Here is a 19,574-nt window from a genome sequence, read left to right as displayed (position 1 = left end):
CGCACCCTTCCGGAAGCGACCGGGCGGGAGCATCCCACGCGCCCCCAGCACCGACACGGCCGGGCCGCCGGTAGGGTCAGCGCTCTCATGGGGAGTGCAATGCGAACATCAGGGCGGGGCAGTGAGGGTCAGAAGTACGCGCTGACCTCGGATGAGGACGACGCTGACTTCTGGGGCTTTGCTCATGAGGCCGAGGGGTTGTTCACGCCGCTGCCGGACGAAGAGGGAGCACGCCGAGTGCACCTCACGGGCTGTCTCCCGCAGGGCGGCCTCCTGAAGAGCGTTGGCCGGGTCGGCAGTCGTCGCGCCTTGGCGGGGAATGCCTGGTTCGAGCTCCTCGACGGTGACGGTGCCACCATGGGGTCCTACTTCGTCAATGAGGTCACCGTCACCGACATCAAGCCCTCCGCCCGCTGGGCCGGCCTCGTCGACCTCACGATGACGCTGTGGTGCGAGAACGCCGTGGGCGGAGCGGAACGAGTATGGGATCTGATCCGCACGGGTCGTCTGAACCGCACGGGCATGTGGCACGAGCTCGCCCCCGAGGACAGACGAGCGTGGTTGTCGGTGACGCTGTGGTCCCAGGAGTACCAACGCCACGGGAAGGCCGACGCTCCTGCAGGCCAGGTGTTCACCTTGGACGGCCGGCACATCGTTGACCGAGACAGCTTCTACTGCGCGATCGGTGAAGCCATCAACGGCCCCGGCGGACACTTCGGCTGGAACCTCGACGCTCTGCACGACTGCCTCAGAGGCGGCTGGGGTGCCACCACGCCGTTCACCGTGCACTGGGATTCCTCAGCCCGGGCCAAGGCGCGGCTGCAAGAGCGTGTGCCCTCCGCAGAATCCGAAGTAGCGCTGTTCGACCTGCTCCTGGAGATCTTCGAAGAACAGGGCGTGAGCGTCATCCTTCGGTGAAGTTTGAGCAGTCCTCGGGCGACGAACCCGGGGCAGGCCCAGGCTCCGCCCGGGCCGCCGACGGGCGCCCACGCGCCGCCGACGCGGGGGACGGCAGGCCCGCGGCAACGTGAGCGGTTTGGCGGGGAATGGCGGCAATGCAGCACACCGGCCGGATGCGCCGGACCGTACGTTCGAAGGCCGAGCCCTCCGCCAGGAGCCGGGCCGTTCGCCCGCCGGGCTCAGCCCGCCTGCCCCGCCCTCCCCGCCGGCTCGTCCGGCCCCCGGGCCCGGATCCGCCCGGCAGCATCGAGCCGCGCCAGCCGCCGCTGCTCCCGGGCCGCCCACCGGCGGACGCGGTCGGGATCGAGCGGCGTGCCGTGCCCGACATGGAGCCGGACGGGATCCATGTCGAGCATCCTGCGCAGACTGGCCAGGTTCTGCAGCGGATCGTCGTGGAAGGGGGGATTGGCCGGCCGGCCGGGTACGAGGCCGAACAACGCGTTGGCGACCAGATCACCGGCGACGAGGTCTCCCTGACCGGTCAGCACGGACACCGATCCGGCGGTGTGCCCGGGCGTGGGCATGATGCGCGCCGCGACCCCGAAGTCCTCCAGGTCCGTCTCGCCGGTGACGAGTACGCCCGGCTCGAACGGCTCGACCCGCACGTGCAGCTCCCTCCTCCTGGCCATCAGACGGCCCATCCGCCCCGTGGGCAGGTACGGCTCGCGCGCCCTGCCCGCACGGAACGGGCCCAGGTCGGCGACGTGCCCCGCCACCGGCGCCCCGGTCAGGCGGTGCAGCTCGGCGGCGGACCCGAAGTGGTCGATGTGGCCGTGCGTGACGACGATCAGGGAGACATCGGCGGGGTCCACCCCGTGCGCGGCGACCTGTTCGACGATCCTGCGGCCGCTGCCCGGGGTCCCCGCGTCGACGATGACGGGCCGGCGGCCCAGCACCAGGTACGCGTTGATGGTGTGCCGGCCCATGACCGGAATGGGGACGACCTTCGTTCGGGACACCGTTCTCTCCTTCAGGGCATGACGGATCTCCGTCGCGCGGTGGTCCGCGGACGGCGGGGAAGCAACAGGGAAACGCCCTAGCGGAAGCGGCGCCGGTACTCGGCCGGGGTGGTGCCCAGACGCCGGCGGAAGGCGCGGTGCAGGCTCTCCACGGACCCCAGCCCGCTGAGAGCGGCGACCTCGGGCAGCCCGTGGCTGCTGTCCTGGAGCAGGCGACGCGCCGCCTCCAGCCGCGCCGACTCGACGTAGACGGCCGGGGTGGTCCCCGTCCGCCGCGCGAACAACCGGGAGAAATGACGCACGCTCAGGTGCATCCGCCCGGCCAGCGCCTCGGCGGACAGGTCCTCGGCCAGATGGTCGCCGATCCACATCCGCAGCTCGTCGACCGGGTCACCGGGCTCCGCCGGCACGGCCAGCGGAACACTGAACTGGCTCTGGCCGCCCGCGCGGTTGACGTACATGACCATCGTGCGGGCGGTCGCCCGCGCAAGACGGGGCCCGTAATCCTCGGTGACCATGGCCAGCGCCATGTCCATGCCCGCGGCGATCCCCGCACAGGTCCACAGCCGGCCCTCCCGGATGAAGATCGGGTCCGGGTCGACGCTGACCTGTGGATGGTCGGCGGCCAGCCGTGCAGCCGTCCGCCAGTGCGTGGTCGCGGACCGGCCGTCCAGCAGCCCCGCCGCCGCCAGCAGGTGCGCGCCCGAGCAGACGGAGGCCAGCCGGTGGGTTCCGGGCGCCGCTTCCCGCAGCCAGTCGACGATCGCGTCGTCGAGCACCGGCTCCACCGCGTGGCCCTCCACCCGCACCGCCCCCGACACCAGCAGGGTGTCCACGTCGCCGTGCACCTCCTCCAGCGTCATGTCGGCCATCAGCCGCACCCCGCCGGCGGTGGCCACCGGCTCCCCTCCGGCGGTCGCGATACGGACGCAGTACCCGGCCCGCCCGGTGCCGGCGACCCGCGTGGCGACCGAGAACACCTCGGCCGGCCCGGTGACGTTGAGGAGCTCGACGCCGGGGAAGGCGGCGAGGACGACCCTGTGCGGTGACTGCATGCCCCGATCATTCCGCCCCACCCCGAAGGCCGCAATGACAATGTTCTGTCACATCCGGCCACACCGCCGTCCCCGTCGAGCGGTGCCCTGCGCCGTCAGGCGCCGTGCCCGACGGCGAGGGTCTGACGGATCCAGCCGGCGTGGGCGGGGACGCTGCTGTACAGGCCCGGCCCCTGCGAGCAGGCGACGCCGGGGCGCCGGGCCCCGAGGTGACGCCGAGCAGTTCCCACCGCCCCTGCCTGTCCCTGTGCAGCTGCGGTCCGCCGGAGTCGCCGTGGCAGGCCATGGCGTCGCGGACGCGGCTGACGGTGCACAGCCGGGTCCGGTCGGCGTAGCCGGGGGCGCACTCGGTGACGGCACCCCTGCGGGTCTCCAGCTCCCGCAGGCGATCCGCGAACCGCAGCTCCGTATCGGAGGTGGTGCCGAACCCCAGGATCCGGGTCGGGGTGCCCGGCCGCCCGGCCCGCTGCGCGAGGGGGACCGGCTGCTGGGCGACGGGGCGGTCGAGGCGGACCAGGGCGATGTCGTCCTGGTTGGCGTCCGCGTCCTCGCCGTTGACGTAGCCCGGGTGGACGACGATCCGGTCGATGGCCCGCACGGTTCCACCGGAGGTGCGCCGGTCGCTGCCGACGCGGACGATGCCGTCGAGCACGATGCCGTTGCCCCGCACGCAGTGGGCCGCCGTCAGCACCCACTGCGGATCGATCAGCGACGCCCCGCAGGTGCCGTCGTGCACCCCGGACGCGGGCGCCGACAACGGGATCGTGGCCATGAAGGGGTAACGCTCGCCGGCACCGGTGCCGTTGACGATCGCCCCGGCGCTGCCGGCCATCAGCGTGCCGCAGACCGCGGTCGCGAGAGCAATGACGACCGCGGCACGTACGGCGCGGACCCGCATCGAGTGCACAGGAGACACAGAGCATTCCATTCCTGGGGGATTCGGACGCGTCCAGCGTGCCTGCTCACGATCCACCGGCCCATCGGGTCACCGGGACACCACGCGCACCGGGCAGCGGCACCGCCGTGGTGGGGAGAGCCCCACCACGGCACAGGCCCCGCCCCTGCCCTCCCGCTGCGGGCCCGGTACCGGGGCGGGGGAATCCGTCCGGGTAGTCCGGGCACCCTTCTTGACCGAGGGGAGGATGGGCGTTGCCCGCCCCGAACCCCGACCGGCCCCCCGATCCGCCCCCGACCCCCGCCAGGAGCAGCCCATGAACCACCCCGTCCCCGCGACCGCTCCCGACAGCGAAGCCCTGCGCGCGGTCATCGAAGCCGCCATCGTGAACTACCTCGACGGTGCCGCAGAAGCAGAAACAGAAGCAGAAGCGGAGCCGAAAACGGAAACGGAGACGGAGGCGCAGCCGGCCCCGGACCCCGCCGCCCTCGCCGCCCACGTCACCGCCGCCGTCGAACGCCTGCTGGCCGCCGGCCCGCCCGCCGAACCGGTTCCCGAGGGCGACGAGATCTGAACCGGAAGCGCGGCCCGAAACCGATATCGGCGCGAGGTGGTTGACCTCACAGCGCCAAATGGGGCGCCCGTCGGAAAGGAAAACTCGTGAAGTCTGTCATTCGCGCCGTTTCGGTCCTCGTGCTCGCCCTCGGCTCCGCGGTATTCGGTAACGGCGCCGCAGTCGCTGCACCCGCTTCTTCGGACGACCTCCCGGTCATCATCCAGTGCAACAACCCGACGAACCTTTCCCTCGTCGACGCCTCCGGCGGCGACTCCCTGGTGAGCCAGTTGATCGAGCTCATCACCGACAACGGAGGCACCGGTACGAACGACGGAAACAATGCCTCCGCGGTCGACACGGGCGCCGGCGGCATCGCCGTCGGCGGCGACGCCTCCCAGTCCGCGAACAACAACCGCTGCGGCCTGAGCTCGGACGTCGACGCGAGCACGCGCATCGACAACAGCCAGCGCGTCGACAACAGCCGCAACCTCACCCTCGACAGCGGCCCCAGCCTGCTCTGACCCGCCCCGGCGTTCGTGCCGCGTGCGCCGGCACCGCCGGCCGGCCCGTCACGCAAGAACTTTTGCGGCGCCCGCCCTTTTCACCCCGGAACGGGGGAGCGGCTGTTCGCTGCGCCGAATGTGGGCGGCGTCCTTTCGGAAAGGAAAAATCGTGAAGTCTGTCGTTCGGGCCGTTTCGGTCATCGTGCTCGCCCTGGGGACCGCGGTATGCGGTAACGGCGCCGCAGTCGCGGCGCCCGCTTCGGGCGACCTCCCGGTGATCATCCGGTGCAACAACCCGACGAACGTTTCCCTCGTGGACGCTTCCGGCGGGGACTCCCTGCTGAGGCAGCTGCTCTCGCTCGTCTCCGAAGGGGACACCACCAACGAAGGCAGCTCCGCCTCCGGAGTCATGACGGGTGAGGGCGGTACCGCCGTCGGCGGCGACGCCTCCCAGTCGGCGAACAACAACCGCTGCGGGGCGAGCTCGGACCTCGACGTCAGCACGCGCGTCGACAACAGCCGGCGCCTCGACAACAGCCAAAACCTCACCCTCGACGACGGCCCCAGCCTGCTCTGACCGGCAGCCGCACCTCTCACGGTCGGCGCCCGCCCGCGCGGCGGGCGTCGACCGCGGCATCCGGCACCCCACCCCACCCCGCGCCCCCACCGGGCCGCTCAGGGCGGTGTGGGGGAGGCGTCGCGGAGCCGGTCGAGGCGGCGGATGACGGGGGTGGCGGTGGCCCCGTGCAGGAGGACGGACAGCATGACGGTGAAGGTGACCACGGTCCACAGCTGCTCTTCGTGAGAGCCGAAGTGGTCGCTGTGTCCGAGGGCGTAGGCGAGGTAGAACAAGGAGCCGATGCCGCGGATCCCGAACACGGCCGTGACGATGCGTTCACGGCGGCCGACCGCGCCGCCCAGCAGGCCCGCCCAGCCTGCGGCGGGCCGGACGACCAGGACGAGCACCAGTGCCACGAGCGCTTCCCGCCAGGTGAGCGCGGGCAGCGCGGCCGTGACGAGGTAGCCGCCGAGGAGGAAGAGCAGGAAGGCGGTCAGCAGCCGTTCGATCTGTTCGGTGAACTCGTGCAGGACCTTGTGGTAGCCGTGGCTGCGTTCGGCGGCGCGGATCGTGCAGGCGGTGACGAAGACGGCCAGGAATCCGTAGCCCTGCAGCAGCTCGGTCGCCCCGTACGCCGTGAAGGTGGCACCGAGGGCGACGAACCCCTCCATGTGCTCGGAGAGCCGCAGGGCCGACGGGCGGGCCCGGAAGAACATCCGCCCCAGCAGCCACCCGGTCACGACGCCCATCCCCACGCCGACCGCGATCCGGGCCAGGACGTCGACGAGGACCCAGTGCGTGATCCAGGAGGTCCCCGACTGCCCCGCGGGGACGGCGGCCAGGGCGAGGGCGGCGAGGACGAACGGGAAGGCGAGTCCGTCGTTGAGGCCCGCTTCGGAGGTGAGGCAGAAGCGGACCTCGTCCTCGTCGTCGTCCGCGTCGGTCGGCTCACCCACCCGCACCTCCGCCGCCAGCACCGGGTCCGTCGGCGACAGGACCGCCGCCAGCAGCAGCGCCGGCGCCGCCGGCCAGCCGAGCACGAACGCCGCGACCACGGCCATCCCCGCGATCGTCAGCGGCAGGCTGATCCCGAGCAACCGCCACGTGCCGCTCCAGCCGCGCCACCCGACCCGCCGGTTGAGGGCCAGCCCGGCCCCCATCAGGGACACGATCACGCACACCTCGGTCGCGTGCTCCACCCACAGCCGCTGCCGCTGCGGATCCACCACCGGCACCGACACCGGCAGCATCGCCACCAGGGCGCCGGCCGCGAGGAACACCATCGGCATGGACAGCGGCCGGCGGAAGACGAGCCGGGGCAGCACCGCCGCACCGAGCGCACCGATCCCCAGGGCCAGATACACCGCATCGGAAAGCGTCACCCGTCCCATCCTGTCCCGGCCGTCCCCCTTCACACGGCCGGCGGCCAAGGCGTTCGGGTGTTTCGGCCCGGCGGGTACGCCGAGGGCGCGGTGATCCCCCCGGCGACGGGCGCGTACGGTCGGTCGTCACAGGGTTCACCGACGGAAAGGAGCCGCAGGTGGGGCGCGAGGTGACGCGAACCCGTTTCGCCACACGGGACCACGAGGAGGCCAGGGCGTTCCTGGACCGCGCCTACGGGACGAGCCTGCGGGCCCGGGGAGAGCTGGCAGGACAGCTCCTGAGCCACGAGCGGATGTCGGCGGGGGCACTGACGTGGGAGGAACTCGTCGTCCCGGGCGAGTTGTCCTACACCTGCGATCCGCTGGAGCGGATCGTGTTCTCCATGCCCCGCCGAGGCCGCCTCGACCTGGAGATCGCGGGGCAGGACAACCGGGTCGGCCGTGGCGATGTCATCGTGAACACGCCCGGCGCCTCGTTCCGGGGCGCGTCGAGCGCCCTGACCACCCAGGCGATCACGCTCGATCCCCGCATCATCACGCAGGTCGCCCTGGTGCCCGCCGACGCCCCCCGGGAGAAGGTCACCTTCACCGGCACCGGACCCGTCAACCCCACCGAGGCCCGCCGCTGGCTGCAGACCTCCGCCTACGTGCGCTCCGTCCTCTCCGGCCCGGCCGCCCCCACCCCGCTGGTGTCGGCAGAGCTGTCCCGGCTCGTTGCCGCGACCGCCCTCGCGGTCTTCCCCCACAGCCGCGGCCCCGCGCCCCGGCCCGCCGACCGCGGCGACGCCACCAGCGACACCCTCCGCCGCGCGATCGAATTCATCGAGGACAACGCCCACCGCGACATCTCCCTCGCCGACATCGCATCGTCCATCCCCTGCACCCCGCGGGCGGTCCAGTACGCCTTCGCCCGCCACGCGGACACCACACCCCTGGCCCACCTGCGCCGCGTACGCCTGGCCCGCGCCCACGCCGACCTCCAGGCCGCCGACCCCCGCACCCAGAGCGTCACCGCCATCGCGGCGAAATGGGGCTTCGCGCACCCCGGCCGGTTCGCCGGCCTCCACCGGCAGGCGTACGGAGTCGGCCCCTCGGCCGTCCTGCACGACCCGCCCCCGTCCTGAGCCGGCCCGACAGGGCCTTCTAGCAGGGGCCGGCCTTCCAGTAGTAGTCCACGATGTCCTCCCGGTACTCCCGGTCGGCACGGTGCAGGTCCGGCAGGTACTGCGGCGCGTCCTCCACCTGACCCCTGCGCAGGCTCAGATGGAGCGTGCGCCCCTCACGGTCGATCCGCCTCACCGCGCCCGCCGGAATCAGCAGCTTCCCGAAGATCCATCCGCCCGCGTCCACCACCAGGAACGCGTTGCCCGTCTCCTCGGAATGCTCGTCCACCTCCCCGACGGGCCCGTCCACGGCCTGCACCCGCCATCCGGTCAGGTCGACACCGGCCGGCGGATCGCACGCCGGCCGGAAGCTCCACGGCTCTTCCGCCATGACCGACACTCCTCTGCTTCAGCGGGCCAGGAACTCCTGGAGGAGCGCGTCGAGATCGAGGAACTCCTCCCCCTCACCGACCAGGTCGTACGTCCGGTCCAGGAATCCCGTCAGCGCCCCGACACCCACGAAGAGCACCGCCTGCCCCTCCAGACCCTCCGCATGATTGCGCAATCCGATACGGACCTCGTCGCCACCGTCCCCGCTGCAGGGGCGGAAGGTGACATCACCTTCACCCACCGGCCGACTCAACCCCTCCACCAGCATCTCCCGGTCGAACTGCCAGGAAGCCAGGACGGCCACACCGTCGAAGAAGTCCGCCCGGACCGCATACGGCTCCTCGGCGGAGTACGAGAAGCGGGTGAGGAGCGGCACAGCACCCTCACCCGTCTCAAGGCGGACAGCGATCAGACTGGACACGCAGGACATGGGGGAAGCCTCTCCGGATCGGCGGCACGGCGCGCCCCTCGTGTGCCCCGTCCTGCCGCGCTCACCCGCGGCAACGGCCACGATCGCCCGTCTGCCCGCATCCCGCCCGGTGATGATCCGTCCCGTGCAGCGCCCCGACCGCCGCCGCCGGGGGAGTGCACCCGGCGGCCTCGGCGCCGACCCGGTCCGCGTCGTACGGTGGAAACAAGGCGGCAGCCGAGCGGCCCGGCCGCCTGACAGCCCGCAGCGGCGCTCCCACCCCTCCCCCTTTCGGCGCCCTGCGGGCCCCGAACGCTCCCGCATCCCCGATACCGGCGAACACGGGGCACGGCGGGGTGACCGGGCGCGCAGCGGGAGGACGCTCGACCATGGGGGCATCGCAGATGCGGCCGACGGCCGAAGGCCGGTTGCGCCACCGCGGGGCCGAGCTGGTGTACGACGACACCGGCTCGGGGCCGGTGGCGGTCTACGCGCACGGCGGCTTCGTCAGCCAGGCCGTGGAGCAGCGCATGGACCTCTTCGACTGGACGCCGGTCCTGCGGGCGGGTCGGCGCCTGGTCCGCTACGACGCACGGGGCCACGGCCGGTCCACCGGCCGGCCCGTGGACGAGGACTACACCTACGCCTCGCACGCCGACGACCTCCTCGGCCTGCTCGACCACCTGCCCGCCGCGGAGCCGGTCGACGCGATCGGCATGTCCATGGGCTGCGGCACCTGCCTGCACGCCGCAGTCCGGGCGCCGGACCGCTTCTCCCGCCTGGTGCTGCTCCTCCCGCCGACCGCCTGGACGAGCCGGGAGGAGTACGCGCGGGCCAACCGGGCCGCCGCCGCAACCATCGAGCGGGACGGCCCGCAGGACTGGATCGCCGGCCGGGACCGGGCGCCCCGCCCCGCCGTCGTCGCAGACGTCCCCGCGTTCCCTCCCACGCCGCCGGAGCCGCTCCTGCCGTTCATCCTGCGCGGCCTGGCCCGCTCCGACCTGCCCCCGCCGGCCGCGCTCGGCTCCCTCCACCGCCCGGCCCTGGTCATGACCTGGGTGGACGACCCCGGCCACCCCGTGTCGACGGCGGCCGCCCTGGCCGGGCACCTGCCCCGGGCCGAGTTCCACCTCTCCCGCACCCGTGCCGACGTAAGGACCTGGGGACTGCGCATCGCGGACTTCCTCACAGGCCCCCGCCCCTGACGCCGACCCCCTCCAGCGGCCCCGGCACGGACAGGAGCAGCGGCCCTCCGGGCGGTGTGCGGGAGCGGCCATCCGCTCCGCCCGTCAGGGGGATGCCCGGTGCGCCGCGGACGGTTCCCGCCCGCGGCACGGGCACTCTTCGACGGGACGAAGACGGGACGAAAAGGAGCAGCGATGCCACTGTATCTGTCGCGTTTCAGCTACACGCCCGAGACCTGGGCGAGGCTGACCGGCCATCCCGAGGACCGCTCCGAGGCCGCCCGGGCGTACATCGAGTCCGTCGGAGGACGGCTCCACGGCTTCTGGTACGCCTTCGGCACGCACGACGGCTACAACCTGTGGGAGGCCCCGGACAACGTGTCGATGGCGGCAGTGGCACTGGCGATCAGCCGCGGTGGCGCACTCCGCTCCTTCGAGACGACCGTCCTGCTGACGGTCGAGGAAACCCTGGACGCCCTCAACCGGGTGGAACAGGTCGGCTACCGCCCTCCCGGCGCCTGACACCCGCCCCCTCGCTTCCGGCCGGCCCGGCCGGGTGCGCCGCGTCCGCCACCGCCGTCCCCGGCCGGGGCCGCGCTACGGCGCGCCCACCGCAGCGGGCCCCCTCCCGCGGGCCCTCACCGCACGAGTTCCGCCGCCAGCAGTGCGGCCGTCGCGGCCACCAGCGGATGGTCGGCGGGCGCGTCCCGTTCCTGCTTGGCCGTCAGGACGGCCATCAAGATCGGTGCGCCGTCCGGCGGCCAGGCGATGCCCACGTCGTTGTTGCCCCCGTAGCTCCCGCCGCCGGTCTTGTCCGCGAGGATCCAGTCGGCGGGCAGCCCCGCACGGAACCTCTCGTCGCTGGTGGTGTTGGCCAGCAGCCAGCCGGTGAGCCGTTCCCGGTCGGCAGGGGCAAGCACGTCACCGAGTACCAGGCGCGCGTACGTCCCGCCGATGGCGCGGGCAGTGGTGGTGTCGGTCACCCGCCAGGGTTCTGCCGAGTTGAGCTCGGGCTCCCACCGGTCGAGCCGGGTTCTGCCGTCGCCGATCGAACGGCAGAAACGGGTGACGGCCGTCGGCCCGCCCAACTCCCGCAGCAGCAGGTTCCCCGCGGTGTTGTCGCTGTAGCAGATGGTGGCCGCGCACAGCTCGGCGACCGTCATGCCGTTCTCGATGTTGCCGGCCTTCCCCGTGCACGGTGAGTAGCCCGACCTCTTGACGTACTGCGCGGTGTAGCGGATGCGCTCGGCCAGGAAGTCGCCGTCGCGGTCGAGGTCGCGCAGGACCGCTGCCGCGGCGACCGTCTTGAACAGGGAGCACATCGGGAAGCGTTCGTCCGCGCGGTACGCCGCCGTCCTGCCGGTGCGCATGTTGCGGGCGAACACGCCCAGACGGGCGGAGTGCCGCTGCTCCAACTCCCTCAGCCGTGCAGCAAGGCCGTCCGCACCGGCCGAGCCCGAGCCCGAGTCCGAGGTCGAGTCCGAGGCGTGCGCCTGCGCGCCGAGCGGCAGAACGGCGGACCATGCCGCGCCGGCGCCGAGGGCGAGCGCGGTACGGCGGGACGGGTGCGATCGTGGTGCAGTGGGCAAGGTCTCCCCTTTCCGGGACGGTGTGTGATGCTCCGTCAAAGATGCCTGCACGGGCGGGCTGCGACGGCAGGCGCGGCAGGTGTGCGCTGCGTGTCCCCTGCCGCCCGGCTCCCTGCCACCTTCACCCACCGCCTGCACGGCGGCATGAGTACCCGTACTCAGAAACTGCGCCGCACCGTGGACCCGGCGGCAGGCGGCCGGTGCGCGTCAGGCCAGCCAGCGGCCCTCCCGCATCAGGTCGCGGTCGGCCAGCTCGTTCTCCTCCCGCCACGCCTGGATACGGTGCGGGGTGATGCGGAACCAGCGGTAGACCGTGGTGAGGGCGCGCGGGTCGAAGCCGGCGCGCTCGGCGAAGCGGTCCCCCTCCTCCTCGGGGAGGGCATCGATGGCGTGGACCTCGACGGTGCCGTCGATCATGGTGACGTCGCGGGTGGGGCCGAGTGCCAGGCGGACGGTCCCGGCGGCGGCCAGGTTCCTGCCGGTCGGGCTGTCCGCCGGGGTGGCCACCCGCAGCGCCCGGCCGTCCCAGTCGAAGGACAGCGGCACCAGGTACGGCGTCCCGTCGGCGCAGGCGGTGGCCACCCAGACGTCGACGTCGTGGGCGAGCCGGTGCTCGGTGTCCAGACGGCGCCGGGCACGGGAGCGGGCCGTGGTGTCCGCCGCCTCCTGCCGGTCCTGCAGGAGGCCGAGGACGTTGCCGTCGGGGTCGGCGACCGTGGCCACCAGGCGTCCGCCGCCGACCTCGTGCGCGGGCTCGGTCACGGTCGCGCCCGCCGCGACCGCGGCGGCCAGCGTCGCCCCGAGGTCCGGCACGTGCCAGTACGCCACCGGCGAGGTCATCGCCTGCGGCCCGCCGCCCGGCACCAGCCCGATGTGCTGTCCCGCGGCCTCGAAGCCGACGTAGTACGGGGCGTCGTTGCGCGGGGGCACGCCGAGCAGCGCCGCGTACACCGCCTTGGCCCGGCCCAGATCGGACACCGGGTGGAGCACGGTCTTGATTCCCGAGGTTCCCGAGGTGGACGAGCCGGACATGGGCGCTCCTGGAGTGATGGGGACGTCGTGTGCCGTCACAGCGTCCCGCCCGGCACGGCCGGCCCGCATCCGTGGTGACCACGGAGCCGGTCACGCAGCCGCCCCGGCCGGCCGCCGGCCCGGACGCCCACGGAAAACAGGAGCGCGAACGGGCGTGCGACAGAATGGGGCCATGGCACAGGCAGCGGATGTCTCGCCTCGCGAGAGCGAGGTGCTGGAGCTGGTCGGAGACCATCTCAGCAACGCCGAGATCGGAGCACGGCTGTACATCTCGGTACGTACGGTGGAGACCCATGTCTCCTCGCTGCTGCGCAAGTTGCAGGTGCCGGACCGGCGGGCGCTGGCCCGCCGCGCGTCCGAACGCCCGCGCACCGACCGCTCGCGCACCGGGGGTTCGCGCCCGGCCCCCACGCTGCCGGCGCGGCTGACCTCGTTCATCGGCCGGGCGAGTGAGCGGGCCGCCCTGACCGCGATGCTGGGGGAGTACCGACAGGTGAGCGCCGTCGGCCCCGGCGGGGTCGGCAAGACCCGGCTCGCGCTGGCGGTGGCCTCGGACGCCGCCGACGAGTTCGCCGACGGGGTGTGGTTCGTCGACCTGGTCCCCGTCACCGACCCCGCCATGATCGCGACCGCGGTCGCCGAAGCCCTCGGCCTCGGCGAGCAACCCGGCCACGACATGGACCGGTCCGTGACCGCCGCGCTCGCCGACCGCCACGCCCTGCTGGTCCTGGACAACTGCGAGCACGTCGTCGACGGGGCCGCGCTGTTCCTCGAACGCCTGCTGGCCGCCTGTCCACGGGTGACAGGGCGACGTCGATGGGCCGGCCGCTGGACCCCTCCCTGCACGACCGGATCGCCGAGATCTGCGCACGGTTGGACGGCATGGCCCTGGCGATCGAACTGGCCGCCGCCCGCTACCCCACGCTCGGCCTGGACGGCATCACCGCCGCCCTGGCCCACCCGCTGCGCATGCTCACCGGCGGCTCCCGGGCACAGGACCGGCACCGCTCCGTACGGGCGGCGCTGGACTGGAGCCACCACCTGCTGGACCCGGCCGACCGGGCGCTGCTGCGCCGGGTGTCGGTGTTCGTGACACCGTTCACCGCCCCGGCGGCGGCACACGTCGCCGCACTCGACGCGGCGACCGCCGCCGACGGGCTGGCCCGACTCGCCGAACAGAGCCTGCTCGCCGTCACGCTCTCCCCGGACGGCACCCGCTACCGCGCGCTGAAAACGCTGCGCCAGTACGGCGCCGACCGCCTCACCGAGGCCGGCGAACTCGACGACACCCGGGCCCGGCACCTCCACTGGTGCCTCGACCGCAGCGCCGACCTCCAAAGGCCGGGAGCGGACGACTGGCGGGCCCGGTTCGACCGGGTGGCCGACGAGCTGCGCGCCGCCCTCGCATGGGCGCAGAGCCGACCGGAACAGCGCGCCGACGCCCACCGCCTCGCCCGCGACACGGCCGAACTGGCCTTCACCCGGCATCTGATCGGGGAATCCCAGCAGCGCTACGAGCAGGCCGCCGCGCTCGCCGACACCCCGGCCGACACGGCGTCGATGCTCCGGCACGCCGCAGCCGTCGCCGCGTGCCGCCTGCACGGTGACGACCTGTACCGCCTCCACCGCGAGGCCGCGGACGTCGCACGCCGAGCCGGCGACACCGCCGCGGCCGCCCGTGACCTGGCCGCCGCCGTCAGCAACGCCTACCGGTTCTCCAGCAAGTTCGTACGCACGCTCCCACCGCAGGAAGCCGACGCACTCATCACCGAGGCGCAGGAACGGGCCGGTGCCGACCCCGCCGCCCGGGCCGCGGTCGCACTGGCCGAGGCCGGACGCGCCCTCACCAGCGCCATCGGCGCCGCACCCGGCACGGGCGACGCGGGCGACACGGGGAGCGCGGGGAGTGCGGGAGAGGCTTCCCCCGAAGCGGCGCGCGCGGCCGGCGGCTGCGGCGGCACGACCGTCCAGGAGGCGATCGCCTCCGCCGAACGAGCCGTCGAACTCGCCCACCTCACCCGGGATCGGCTCGCCGAGTCCGCCGCCCTCGACACCCTCGCCGGCGCGTTGAGCTGGGCCGGGGACGCCTTCGCCGCGGCGGCGACGGCGCGGCGCCGGGTCGAGCTGGTTGTGTCCGCCCCCGACGGCCCGGCCGCCACCCACGAGTTGATCGAAGCGCTGGGTGAAGCCGCCGAGGCCGCCCTCGGCGTGGGGGACCTGCCGGGCGCCCGCCGGTGGGCGCGGCGACTGGCACAACACCCGCAGCTGGCCGAGGTCGGCCACCGCGCCACCGGCCGGCTCCTCGTCGCCGCCGCGCTGACGGGCGATGCCGAGGAGGCACTCACCACCGGCCTCCGCTTCCGCGACGCCTGGCAGCGGGCCGGCAGCCCCGCCCGGGCGGTCCTCGGTCCGCCCGCGGCAGCGATGGCGACGATCCACGGACTGCGCGACGACAAGGAAGCCCACCGCGAGTGGAGCGCACTGCTCGCACAGGTCGACCCCTCGCCGTGGAACACCTGCGGGTACGGGGCGGTCTTCGACGCGATCCTCATGCTCCACCAGGGGCGGCCCCGAGCAGCGCTCGAACGCACGGCCCCCGAACCCGCACAGGTACGGCAGTGGACCACCTGGATCTGGCTGCACTGGTACGTGGCCCTGCGCGCCGAGGCCTCCGTGCTCGCCGCCGCTCCCGACGCCGCCGCCCGCCTGGTGGAAGCCCGGACCGCCGTGGCCGGCAACCCCGTCGCCACCGCCCTCGTGGAACGCGCGGCGGCCCTGCTCGACGGCGACGGGGACCGGCTGACCGCCGCCGCGGACGCGTTCGACGCCGCCGGCTGCCGCTACCAGTCGGCGCGCACCCTGATCCTCGCGGGCGGCGAGCACGCCGCCCGCGGCGCGCGTGCGCTCGCCGACCTCGGCCTCGCCCCGATGGCCGCCCGGTAGCCGCGCCGGGCCGGCACGGCGCGACCTCACACCGCCCGCTGCACGAGCCCGGCGATCCGCGCCTCCACCTCGGGCGTCACCTCGGTCAACGCGAAACCGGCCGCCCACATGGGGCCCTCGTCCAGCTTCGCCAGGTCGCTGAAACCGAGCGTCGCGTAGCGCGCCTTGAACTTCTCCGCGCTCTGGAAGAAACAGACGACCTTGCCGTCCAGCGCGTAGGCGGGCATCCCGTACCAGAGCTTCGGGGCGAGGACCGGGGCGTTGGCGATGACGACGGCATGGACGCGCTCGGCCATGACGCGGTCCGAGTCCTGCATCTCGGCGATCTTCGCCAGCACGTCCCGCTCCGCCTCCGCCGCCTTCTCCACGGCCGACACCCGGCGTGCCGCCTTCTTCTGCTCCAGGGCGTGCGCCTTCATCGCGGCCCGCTCATCCGCGGTGAACCCCTCGTACGTGCTGCTGGCGGTGCCGGCCATGGTCGCTCCCTCGCTCGCCTGTCGTGATCCGCCCGGCCCGCTGCCGGCCCGATCACCGTGCCCCCAGACTGCCGCCCCCGGGCCGCGTACCGCCTCCGTGCCGACCACGGAGACCACCACGGACCACGCACTGCGTACCGGGTCCGGCCGGCACCCGGGTGCCCCGCGGGGCCCTGCGACGCGGTTCGGGTGTGATGAAAGCAGCGATCGCGGGCACAGGCGCGCACAGGGGAAGAGCTCCCCGCGTACGGCCGGGCACCACGCGGCCGGCCCAGAGGAAAGGATGCTCCTGTGTCGCAGGTCGAGAAGTCCGTCGAGGTCGATGTCCCGGTGCGCACCGCGTACAACCAGTGGACGCAGTTCGAGTCGTTCCCGCACTTCATGGAGGGCGTGGAGCGTATCGAGCAGCGCACCGACACGATGACGCACTGGGTGGCCAAGATCGGCGGGGTGAGGAAGGAGTTCGAGGCGGAGATCACCGAGCAGATCCCCGACGAGAGGGTCGCCTGGACCACCCTGGGAGGCGACGTCAAGCAGGCCGGCGTCGTCACCTTCCACCGCCTCGCCGACAGCAGGACCAAGGTGATGCTGCAGCTCGACTACGACCCGGAGGGCTTCACGGAGAACGTCGGCGACAAGCTCGGCCTCGTCGAACGACAGATCACCGGCGACCTGAAGCGGTTCAAGGAGTACATCGAGGACCGCGGCCGCGAGACCGGCGCCTGGCGGGGCGAGGTCTGAGCGACCCCACCGGCCGACCCCGGCGTACGGCGTGCGCTACGCCGAGTCGTGGGACCCGGCGTCCCGTACCGCCGGCCGGGTGCTGTCCGCCGACGCGGCACGCACCCGGCAGCGAAGTGCCGCTCGGCGGAGGAGTGGTGACGTGGCGGTCCGGGGTCCCCGGACCACGACCGCCTCACGGACTCCGCCACCGGAATGCACCTCGACGGCGGGAGCCTCGGCGCGGACCTGGCGGTCGTCGCCACCGGCGGCGACGGGACCTACCCGGCGTGGGTGGGCCGGTCGGCGTCCGGGGCGATGGTCCGGGTGACCGTGCAGACGGCCTTCGACGTCGACCTCGGCGCCTGACCGGCCCGCGCCGCACGGGCCTGGGCCTGCCGGGCCCGCCTGCGGCGGGTCAGGGCCTGCGGGTCAGCGGCTGGTCGGCGAAGCGCACCCCGGCCAGGCCGTGGGCCATCAGATTGCGGATGTTGGCGTGGTCGGTGCCGTCCGGCGTCGCCAGCACGCTGCGGTAGTGCTCGCCGAACGCCAGCAGCGCCTCCTGGTCGCTCAGCCCCTCCAGCAGGGCGAGCCCCAGCGTCTTGCAGGAGCCCTCGTTCTCGCCCGCGGCGTTCTCCAGATCCCCGTTGCGGAACGCCTGCGGCCGGTACGCGTAGTGCGAAGCGGCGAAGGCCAAGGTGTCGGCGAACTCGTGCTCGCCCGACGCGAGGCTCGCCCGGAGCGCTTCCAGATCAGTCATGTCGCTTCCCCTGGATTGAACGGACGATCCGATGCCGCGTCCGTGACCGGACGACCATACCCGCCTCCACACCGCCCGGCAGAAACCGTCCCACCCGTCGAACAACCCGCATCTGCGCAGGTCACGACGAGAGGGACGGTTCCGGCCGGCATCACCCCCGTAGATGCCGGCACAGCCGCAGGAAGAGGTCCGCATTGGCGATGCTCTGCAGCTCCGCGCTGTCCACCGTCGTCCGCCTCAGGCTCCCGTTGAAGATCAGCGAGCCGCTGTGCGAGGAGATCTCCGTGATCTGCGACCAGGGGGCGGAGTGCTTGCGCCCCGCCAGGACGTGCCGGTCGACCCGGTACGCCCCGAAGTCCAGGGTCTGACCGCGTTCGAGGGCCGCGAGCGCCTTCGGCAGCTGGGCGCGCGTGACGGCCCGCACGATGTGCTCACCCCACACGTCCGGCCACAGGAAGAGAGCCCCCTGCACCACCGAGGTGATGCCCAGCGCCCGCTTCTCCTCCTTGAGGAACACCCGGGTGCCCGGACCGATGTTCACCGCCGCGCCCTGCGGGTCCAGCAGGGTGTACCGGGCGTCCCACGGCACGCCGTTGCGGGTGCTCAGGTACCGCAGCACCCGCACCGTGTCCCAGGCGTACGCGGCCCGGAACCCCGCGGGGCCCGTCACCACCGTGCCGCCCTCGTGGAGGTGGAGCCGCGAGGCGTTGTGCTTGCCGAACACGCGGCTCTGCTTCATCCGGAAGGTCCGCTGCCACGGTCCGAGGCCGCGCCGGGCCGCCAGCGCCGCGGCCTCGCCGGTCGGCTGCTCGTAGGTGTCCCGCTCGTCCATGTCCGCCGTCCCTCACATCGCGCTGCGTACGTGCGTCTCACCTGTCTGCGTACCTGCGGGTGCCCGCGCCCGTGCCCGGGGCGTGGCCGCAGGTCATCCGGCCGCGGCGAAGGCGGCCTCCAGGCGCGGCACGTAGTCGGCGAAGGCCGGGCCCCAACAGCCGTAGTTGTGTCCGCCGTTGCAGGTCGGGGCGAGCGACGCACCGTTGCCGTAGTCGACGAGGCGGCTGGGGATGCCCAGCCGGTCCAGGCGCCCCTTGACCGTCTGCGAGGCGGCTGCGGTGTGGACGTCGATGAGGTCGTTGTCGCCGGTGTAGAGCGTGATGCCGGTGCCCGACAGTCGGGCCAGGTTGGCCGGCGCGGCCGGGTCGACCGCGTTCCACACCCGGTCGGCGCCGAACACCGGGTACGGGGAGCCGAAGATCGCGTCGCTGTCCACGACCGGACCGAAACCGGTGCACCGGCCGGAGCCGGCCGAACCGGAGGTGGTGCTCGCGCACCAGGCTCCCGTGGCGTTCAGCTCGGTGGCCAGGACGGCCGCGCGGACCTGCCACATGCCGAAGTCGATGCCTCCCGAGAGGGCGGCCACGTGTCCGAACAGGTCGGGGCGGGCCTGCGCGTAGTGCAGGGCGCCGAAGCCTCCCATCGACAGTCCGACGACCGCCCGGTGGGCCCGGTCGGTCCGGGTGCGCAGGTTCGCGTCGATGAACGGGACGACCTGGGAGAGGTGGAAGGTCTGCCAGTTGGCGGCTCCTTCGGCGGTGTTCTGCATCACCCAGTCGGCGTACCAGCCCTTGAGCCCGCCGTCCGGCACCACGGTGATCATCGAGTCCGAGTGCAGCGCGGGCGCCGCCGCGACGTCGTTCACGTTGCCGCCGCCGCCGTGCAGGAAGTACGTGACCGGCCAGCGCCGGCCGGGGTCGGCGCCGTAGGCGGTGGGCAGCAGGATGCGGATCCGGTGCTTCCCGGACACCTGCGGGGTGGTGACGGTGAGGGTGAAGTCGGTGGGGCCGTGCACCTGCGTGTCCTCGGGGACCAGCGTCAGACCGTGGCCGTTCGTGAAGACGGGGATCCCGGCGGCGGCGGAAGCCGCGGCGGCCGGGGGAGTTGCGGCGGCCACCGGGGCCGGTGCGGCGGTGGCCGGCGCCGCGGCGGCGAGTGCCGCGCCGGGGCCGAGCAGAGCGGTGAGCGCGAAGGCCGCGCCCAGTGCGCTGATGCGACGGGACGTCATCAGGGACCCTTCATCGGGGAGAGGGAACGCTCGCGCC

The 19,574-nt window shown here is 73.3% G+C and carries 21 protein-coding genes and 2 pseudogenes; 10 read left to right on the top strand and 13 right to left on the bottom strand.

The window, feature by feature from the left end; genetic code table 11:
• Positions 1-99: 99 nt before the first annotated feature.
• Positions 100-918 (top strand): barstar family protein, encoded by an 819-nt coding sequence (locus tag IF89_RS0125185; RefSeq protein WP_030772411.1) that lies wholly within the window; start codon positions 100-102, stop codon positions 916-918.
• 221 nt (positions 919-1,139) lie between these two features.
• On the opposite strand, the gene IF89_RS0125180 is transcribed toward IF89_RS0125185, so the two are convergent.
• From IF89_RS0125180 to IF89_RS38285, 3 genes and pseudogenes are all read right to left on the bottom strand, one after another.
• Positions 1,140-1,919 (bottom strand): MBL fold metallo-hydrolase, encoded by a 780-nt coding sequence (locus IF89_RS0125180; protein ID WP_043194371.1) that lies wholly within the window; start codon positions 1,917-1,919, stop codon positions 1,140-1,142.
• Positions 1,920-1,996: 77 nt separating this feature from the next.
• Positions 1,997-2,974, bottom strand: a complete 978-nt coding sequence (locus tag IF89_RS0125175) for a GlxA family transcriptional regulator (RefSeq protein WP_030772405.1) — start codon at positions 2,972-2,974, stop codon at positions 1,997-1,999.
• Between the two features lie 95 nt (positions 2,975-3,069).
• A pseudogene (locus tag IF89_RS38285) lies at positions 3,070-3,902 on the bottom strand (S1 family peptidase).
• A gap of 283 nt (positions 3,903-4,185) precedes the next feature.
• Here IF89_RS38285 and IF89_RS0125165 point away from each other — a divergent pair.
• From IF89_RS0125165 to IF89_RS0125155, 3 genes are all read left to right on the top strand, one after another.
• Positions 4,186-4,443, top strand: coding sequence for a hypothetical protein (locus IF89_RS0125165; protein ID WP_030772401.1), 258 nt, complete (start codon positions 4,186-4,188; stop codon positions 4,441-4,443).
• Between the two features lie 86 nt (positions 4,444-4,529).
• A complete protein-coding gene (locus IF89_RS0125160; RefSeq protein WP_030772399.1) occupies positions 4,530-4,946 on the top strand; it encodes a hypothetical protein in 417 nt (138 codons plus the stop codon).
• A gap of 151 nt (positions 4,947-5,097) precedes the next feature.
• Positions 5,098-5,505 carry a hypothetical protein gene (locus tag IF89_RS0125155; RefSeq protein WP_030772396.1) on the top strand — a complete coding sequence of 136 codons (408 nt, stop codon included), beginning with the start codon at positions 5,098-5,100 and terminating at the stop codon, positions 5,503-5,505.
• 98 nt (positions 5,506-5,603) lie between these two features.
• Here the strand turns inward: IF89_RS0125155 and IF89_RS0125150 are convergent, their stop codons facing one another.
• Positions 5,604-6,869 carry a cation:proton antiporter gene (locus IF89_RS0125150; RefSeq protein WP_030772392.1) on the bottom strand — a complete coding sequence of 422 codons (1,266 nt, stop codon included), beginning with the start codon at positions 6,867-6,869 and terminating at the stop codon, positions 5,604-5,606.
• A gap of 170 nt (positions 6,870-7,039) precedes the next feature.
• Between IF89_RS0125150 and IF89_RS38280 the strand changes: the two genes are divergently transcribed.
• A complete protein-coding gene (locus tag IF89_RS38280) occupies positions 7,040-7,993 on the top strand; it encodes a helix-turn-helix transcriptional regulator (protein ID WP_158717923.1) in 954 nt (317 codons plus the stop codon).
• A gap of 19 nt (positions 7,994-8,012) precedes the next feature.
• Here IF89_RS38280 and IF89_RS0125140 read toward each other — a convergent pair whose 3' ends face one another.
• Both IF89_RS0125140 and IF89_RS46125 read right to left on the bottom strand, forming a co-directional pair.
• A complete protein-coding gene (locus tag IF89_RS0125140) occupies positions 8,013-8,363 on the bottom strand; it encodes a hypothetical protein (protein WP_030772388.1) in 351 nt (116 codons plus the stop codon).
• An 18-nt stretch (positions 8,364-8,381) separates the two neighbouring features.
• Positions 8,382-8,783: an SsgA family sporulation/cell division regulator gene (locus IF89_RS46125; protein ID WP_158717922.1), complete on the bottom strand. Its 402-nt coding sequence runs from the start codon at positions 8,781-8,783 to the stop codon at positions 8,382-8,384.
• Positions 8,784-9,160: 377 nt separating this feature from the next.
• On the opposite strand from IF89_RS46125, the gene IF89_RS0125130 reads away from it, so the two are divergent.
• Both IF89_RS0125130 and IF89_RS0125125 read left to right on the top strand, forming a co-directional pair.
• A complete protein-coding gene (locus IF89_RS0125130; RefSeq protein WP_051807579.1) occupies positions 9,161-9,976 on the top strand; it encodes an alpha/beta fold hydrolase in 816 nt (271 codons plus the stop codon).
• 174 nt (positions 9,977-10,150) lie between these two features.
• Complete coding sequence (locus IF89_RS0125125) at positions 10,151-10,477, top strand: GYD domain-containing protein (RefSeq protein ID WP_030772378.1); 327 nt, start codon at positions 10,151-10,153, stop codon at positions 10,475-10,477.
• A gap of 116 nt (positions 10,478-10,593) precedes the next feature.
• On the opposite strand, the gene bla is transcribed toward IF89_RS0125125, so the two are convergent.
• The 3 genes and pseudogenes from bla to IF89_RS47840 all read right to left on the bottom strand — a co-directional run.
• Entirely contained in the window at positions 10,594-11,544 is a 951-nt protein-coding gene (gene bla, locus IF89_RS0125120; RefSeq protein WP_030772376.1) for a class A beta-lactamase, read from the bottom strand.
• 207 nt (positions 11,545-11,751) lie between these two features.
• The gene (locus IF89_RS0125115) at positions 11,752-12,225 is read right to left on the bottom strand and encodes a pyridoxamine 5'-phosphate oxidase family protein (protein WP_030772373.1); all 474 of its coding nucleotides are present in this window, start codon (positions 12,223-12,225) and stop codon (positions 11,752-11,754) included.
• Positions 12,214-12,576, bottom strand: a pseudogene (locus IF89_RS47840) (VOC family protein); the annotation flags it as partial. The pseudogene IF89_RS47840 and the gene IF89_RS0125115, both read right to left, overlap by 12 nt.
• Positions 12,577-12,748: 172 nt before the next feature.
• Here IF89_RS47840 and IF89_RS47835 point away from each other — a divergent pair.
• The gene (locus IF89_RS47835; protein WP_234327862.1) at positions 12,749-13,669 is read left to right on the top strand and encodes a LuxR C-terminal-related transcriptional regulator; all 921 of its coding nucleotides are present in this window, start codon (positions 12,749-12,751) and stop codon (positions 13,667-13,669) included.
• A gap of 1,876 nt (positions 13,670-15,545) precedes the next feature.
• Here the strand turns inward: IF89_RS47835 and IF89_RS0125105 are convergent.
• Positions 15,546-15,995: an iron chaperone gene (locus IF89_RS0125105; RefSeq protein WP_030772370.1), complete on the bottom strand. Its 450-nt coding sequence runs from the start codon at positions 15,993-15,995 to the stop codon at positions 15,546-15,548.
• Between the two features lie 291 nt (positions 15,996-16,286).
• On the opposite strand from IF89_RS0125105, the gene IF89_RS0125100 reads away from it, so the two are divergent.
• A complete protein-coding gene (locus IF89_RS0125100; RefSeq protein WP_030772367.1) occupies positions 16,287-16,736 on the top strand; it encodes an SRPBCC family protein in 450 nt (149 codons plus the stop codon).
• A gap of 195 nt (positions 16,737-16,931) precedes the next feature.
• Positions 16,932-17,084: a hypothetical protein gene (locus IF89_RS46120; protein ID WP_158717921.1), complete on the top strand. Its 153-nt coding sequence runs from the start codon at positions 16,932-16,934 to the stop codon at positions 17,082-17,084.
• A gap of 49 nt (positions 17,085-17,133) precedes the next feature.
• Here the strand turns inward: IF89_RS46120 and IF89_RS0125090 are convergent, their stop codons facing one another.
• The 3 genes from IF89_RS0125090 to IF89_RS0125080 all read right to left on the bottom strand — a co-directional run bounded on the left by IF89_RS0125090 (position 17,134) and on the right by IF89_RS0125080 (position 19,537).
• The gene (locus IF89_RS0125090) at positions 17,134-17,475 is read right to left on the bottom strand and encodes a HopJ type III effector protein (RefSeq protein ID WP_030772365.1); all 342 of its coding nucleotides are present in this window, start codon (positions 17,473-17,475) and stop codon (positions 17,134-17,136) included.
• Positions 17,476-17,626: 151 nt separating this feature from the next.
• Positions 17,627-18,307 carry a DUF6585 family protein gene (locus IF89_RS0125085; RefSeq protein WP_030772362.1) on the bottom strand — a complete coding sequence of 227 codons (681 nt, stop codon included), beginning with the start codon at positions 18,305-18,307 and terminating at the stop codon, positions 17,627-17,629.
• A 93-nt stretch (positions 18,308-18,400) separates the two neighbouring features.
• A complete protein-coding gene (locus IF89_RS0125080; protein ID WP_030772358.1) occupies positions 18,401-19,537 on the bottom strand; it encodes an alpha/beta hydrolase in 1,137 nt (378 codons plus the stop codon).
• Positions 19,538-19,574 lie beyond the last annotated feature (37 nt).

The sequence above is a fragment of the Streptomyces sp. NRRL F-2664 genome (genome assembly GCF_000719345.1).
Taxonomy (GTDB): Bacteria; Actinomycetota; Actinomycetes; order Streptomycetales; family Streptomycetaceae; genus Streptomyces.
This window is presented reverse-complemented; position numbering and strand designations above follow the sequence as displayed.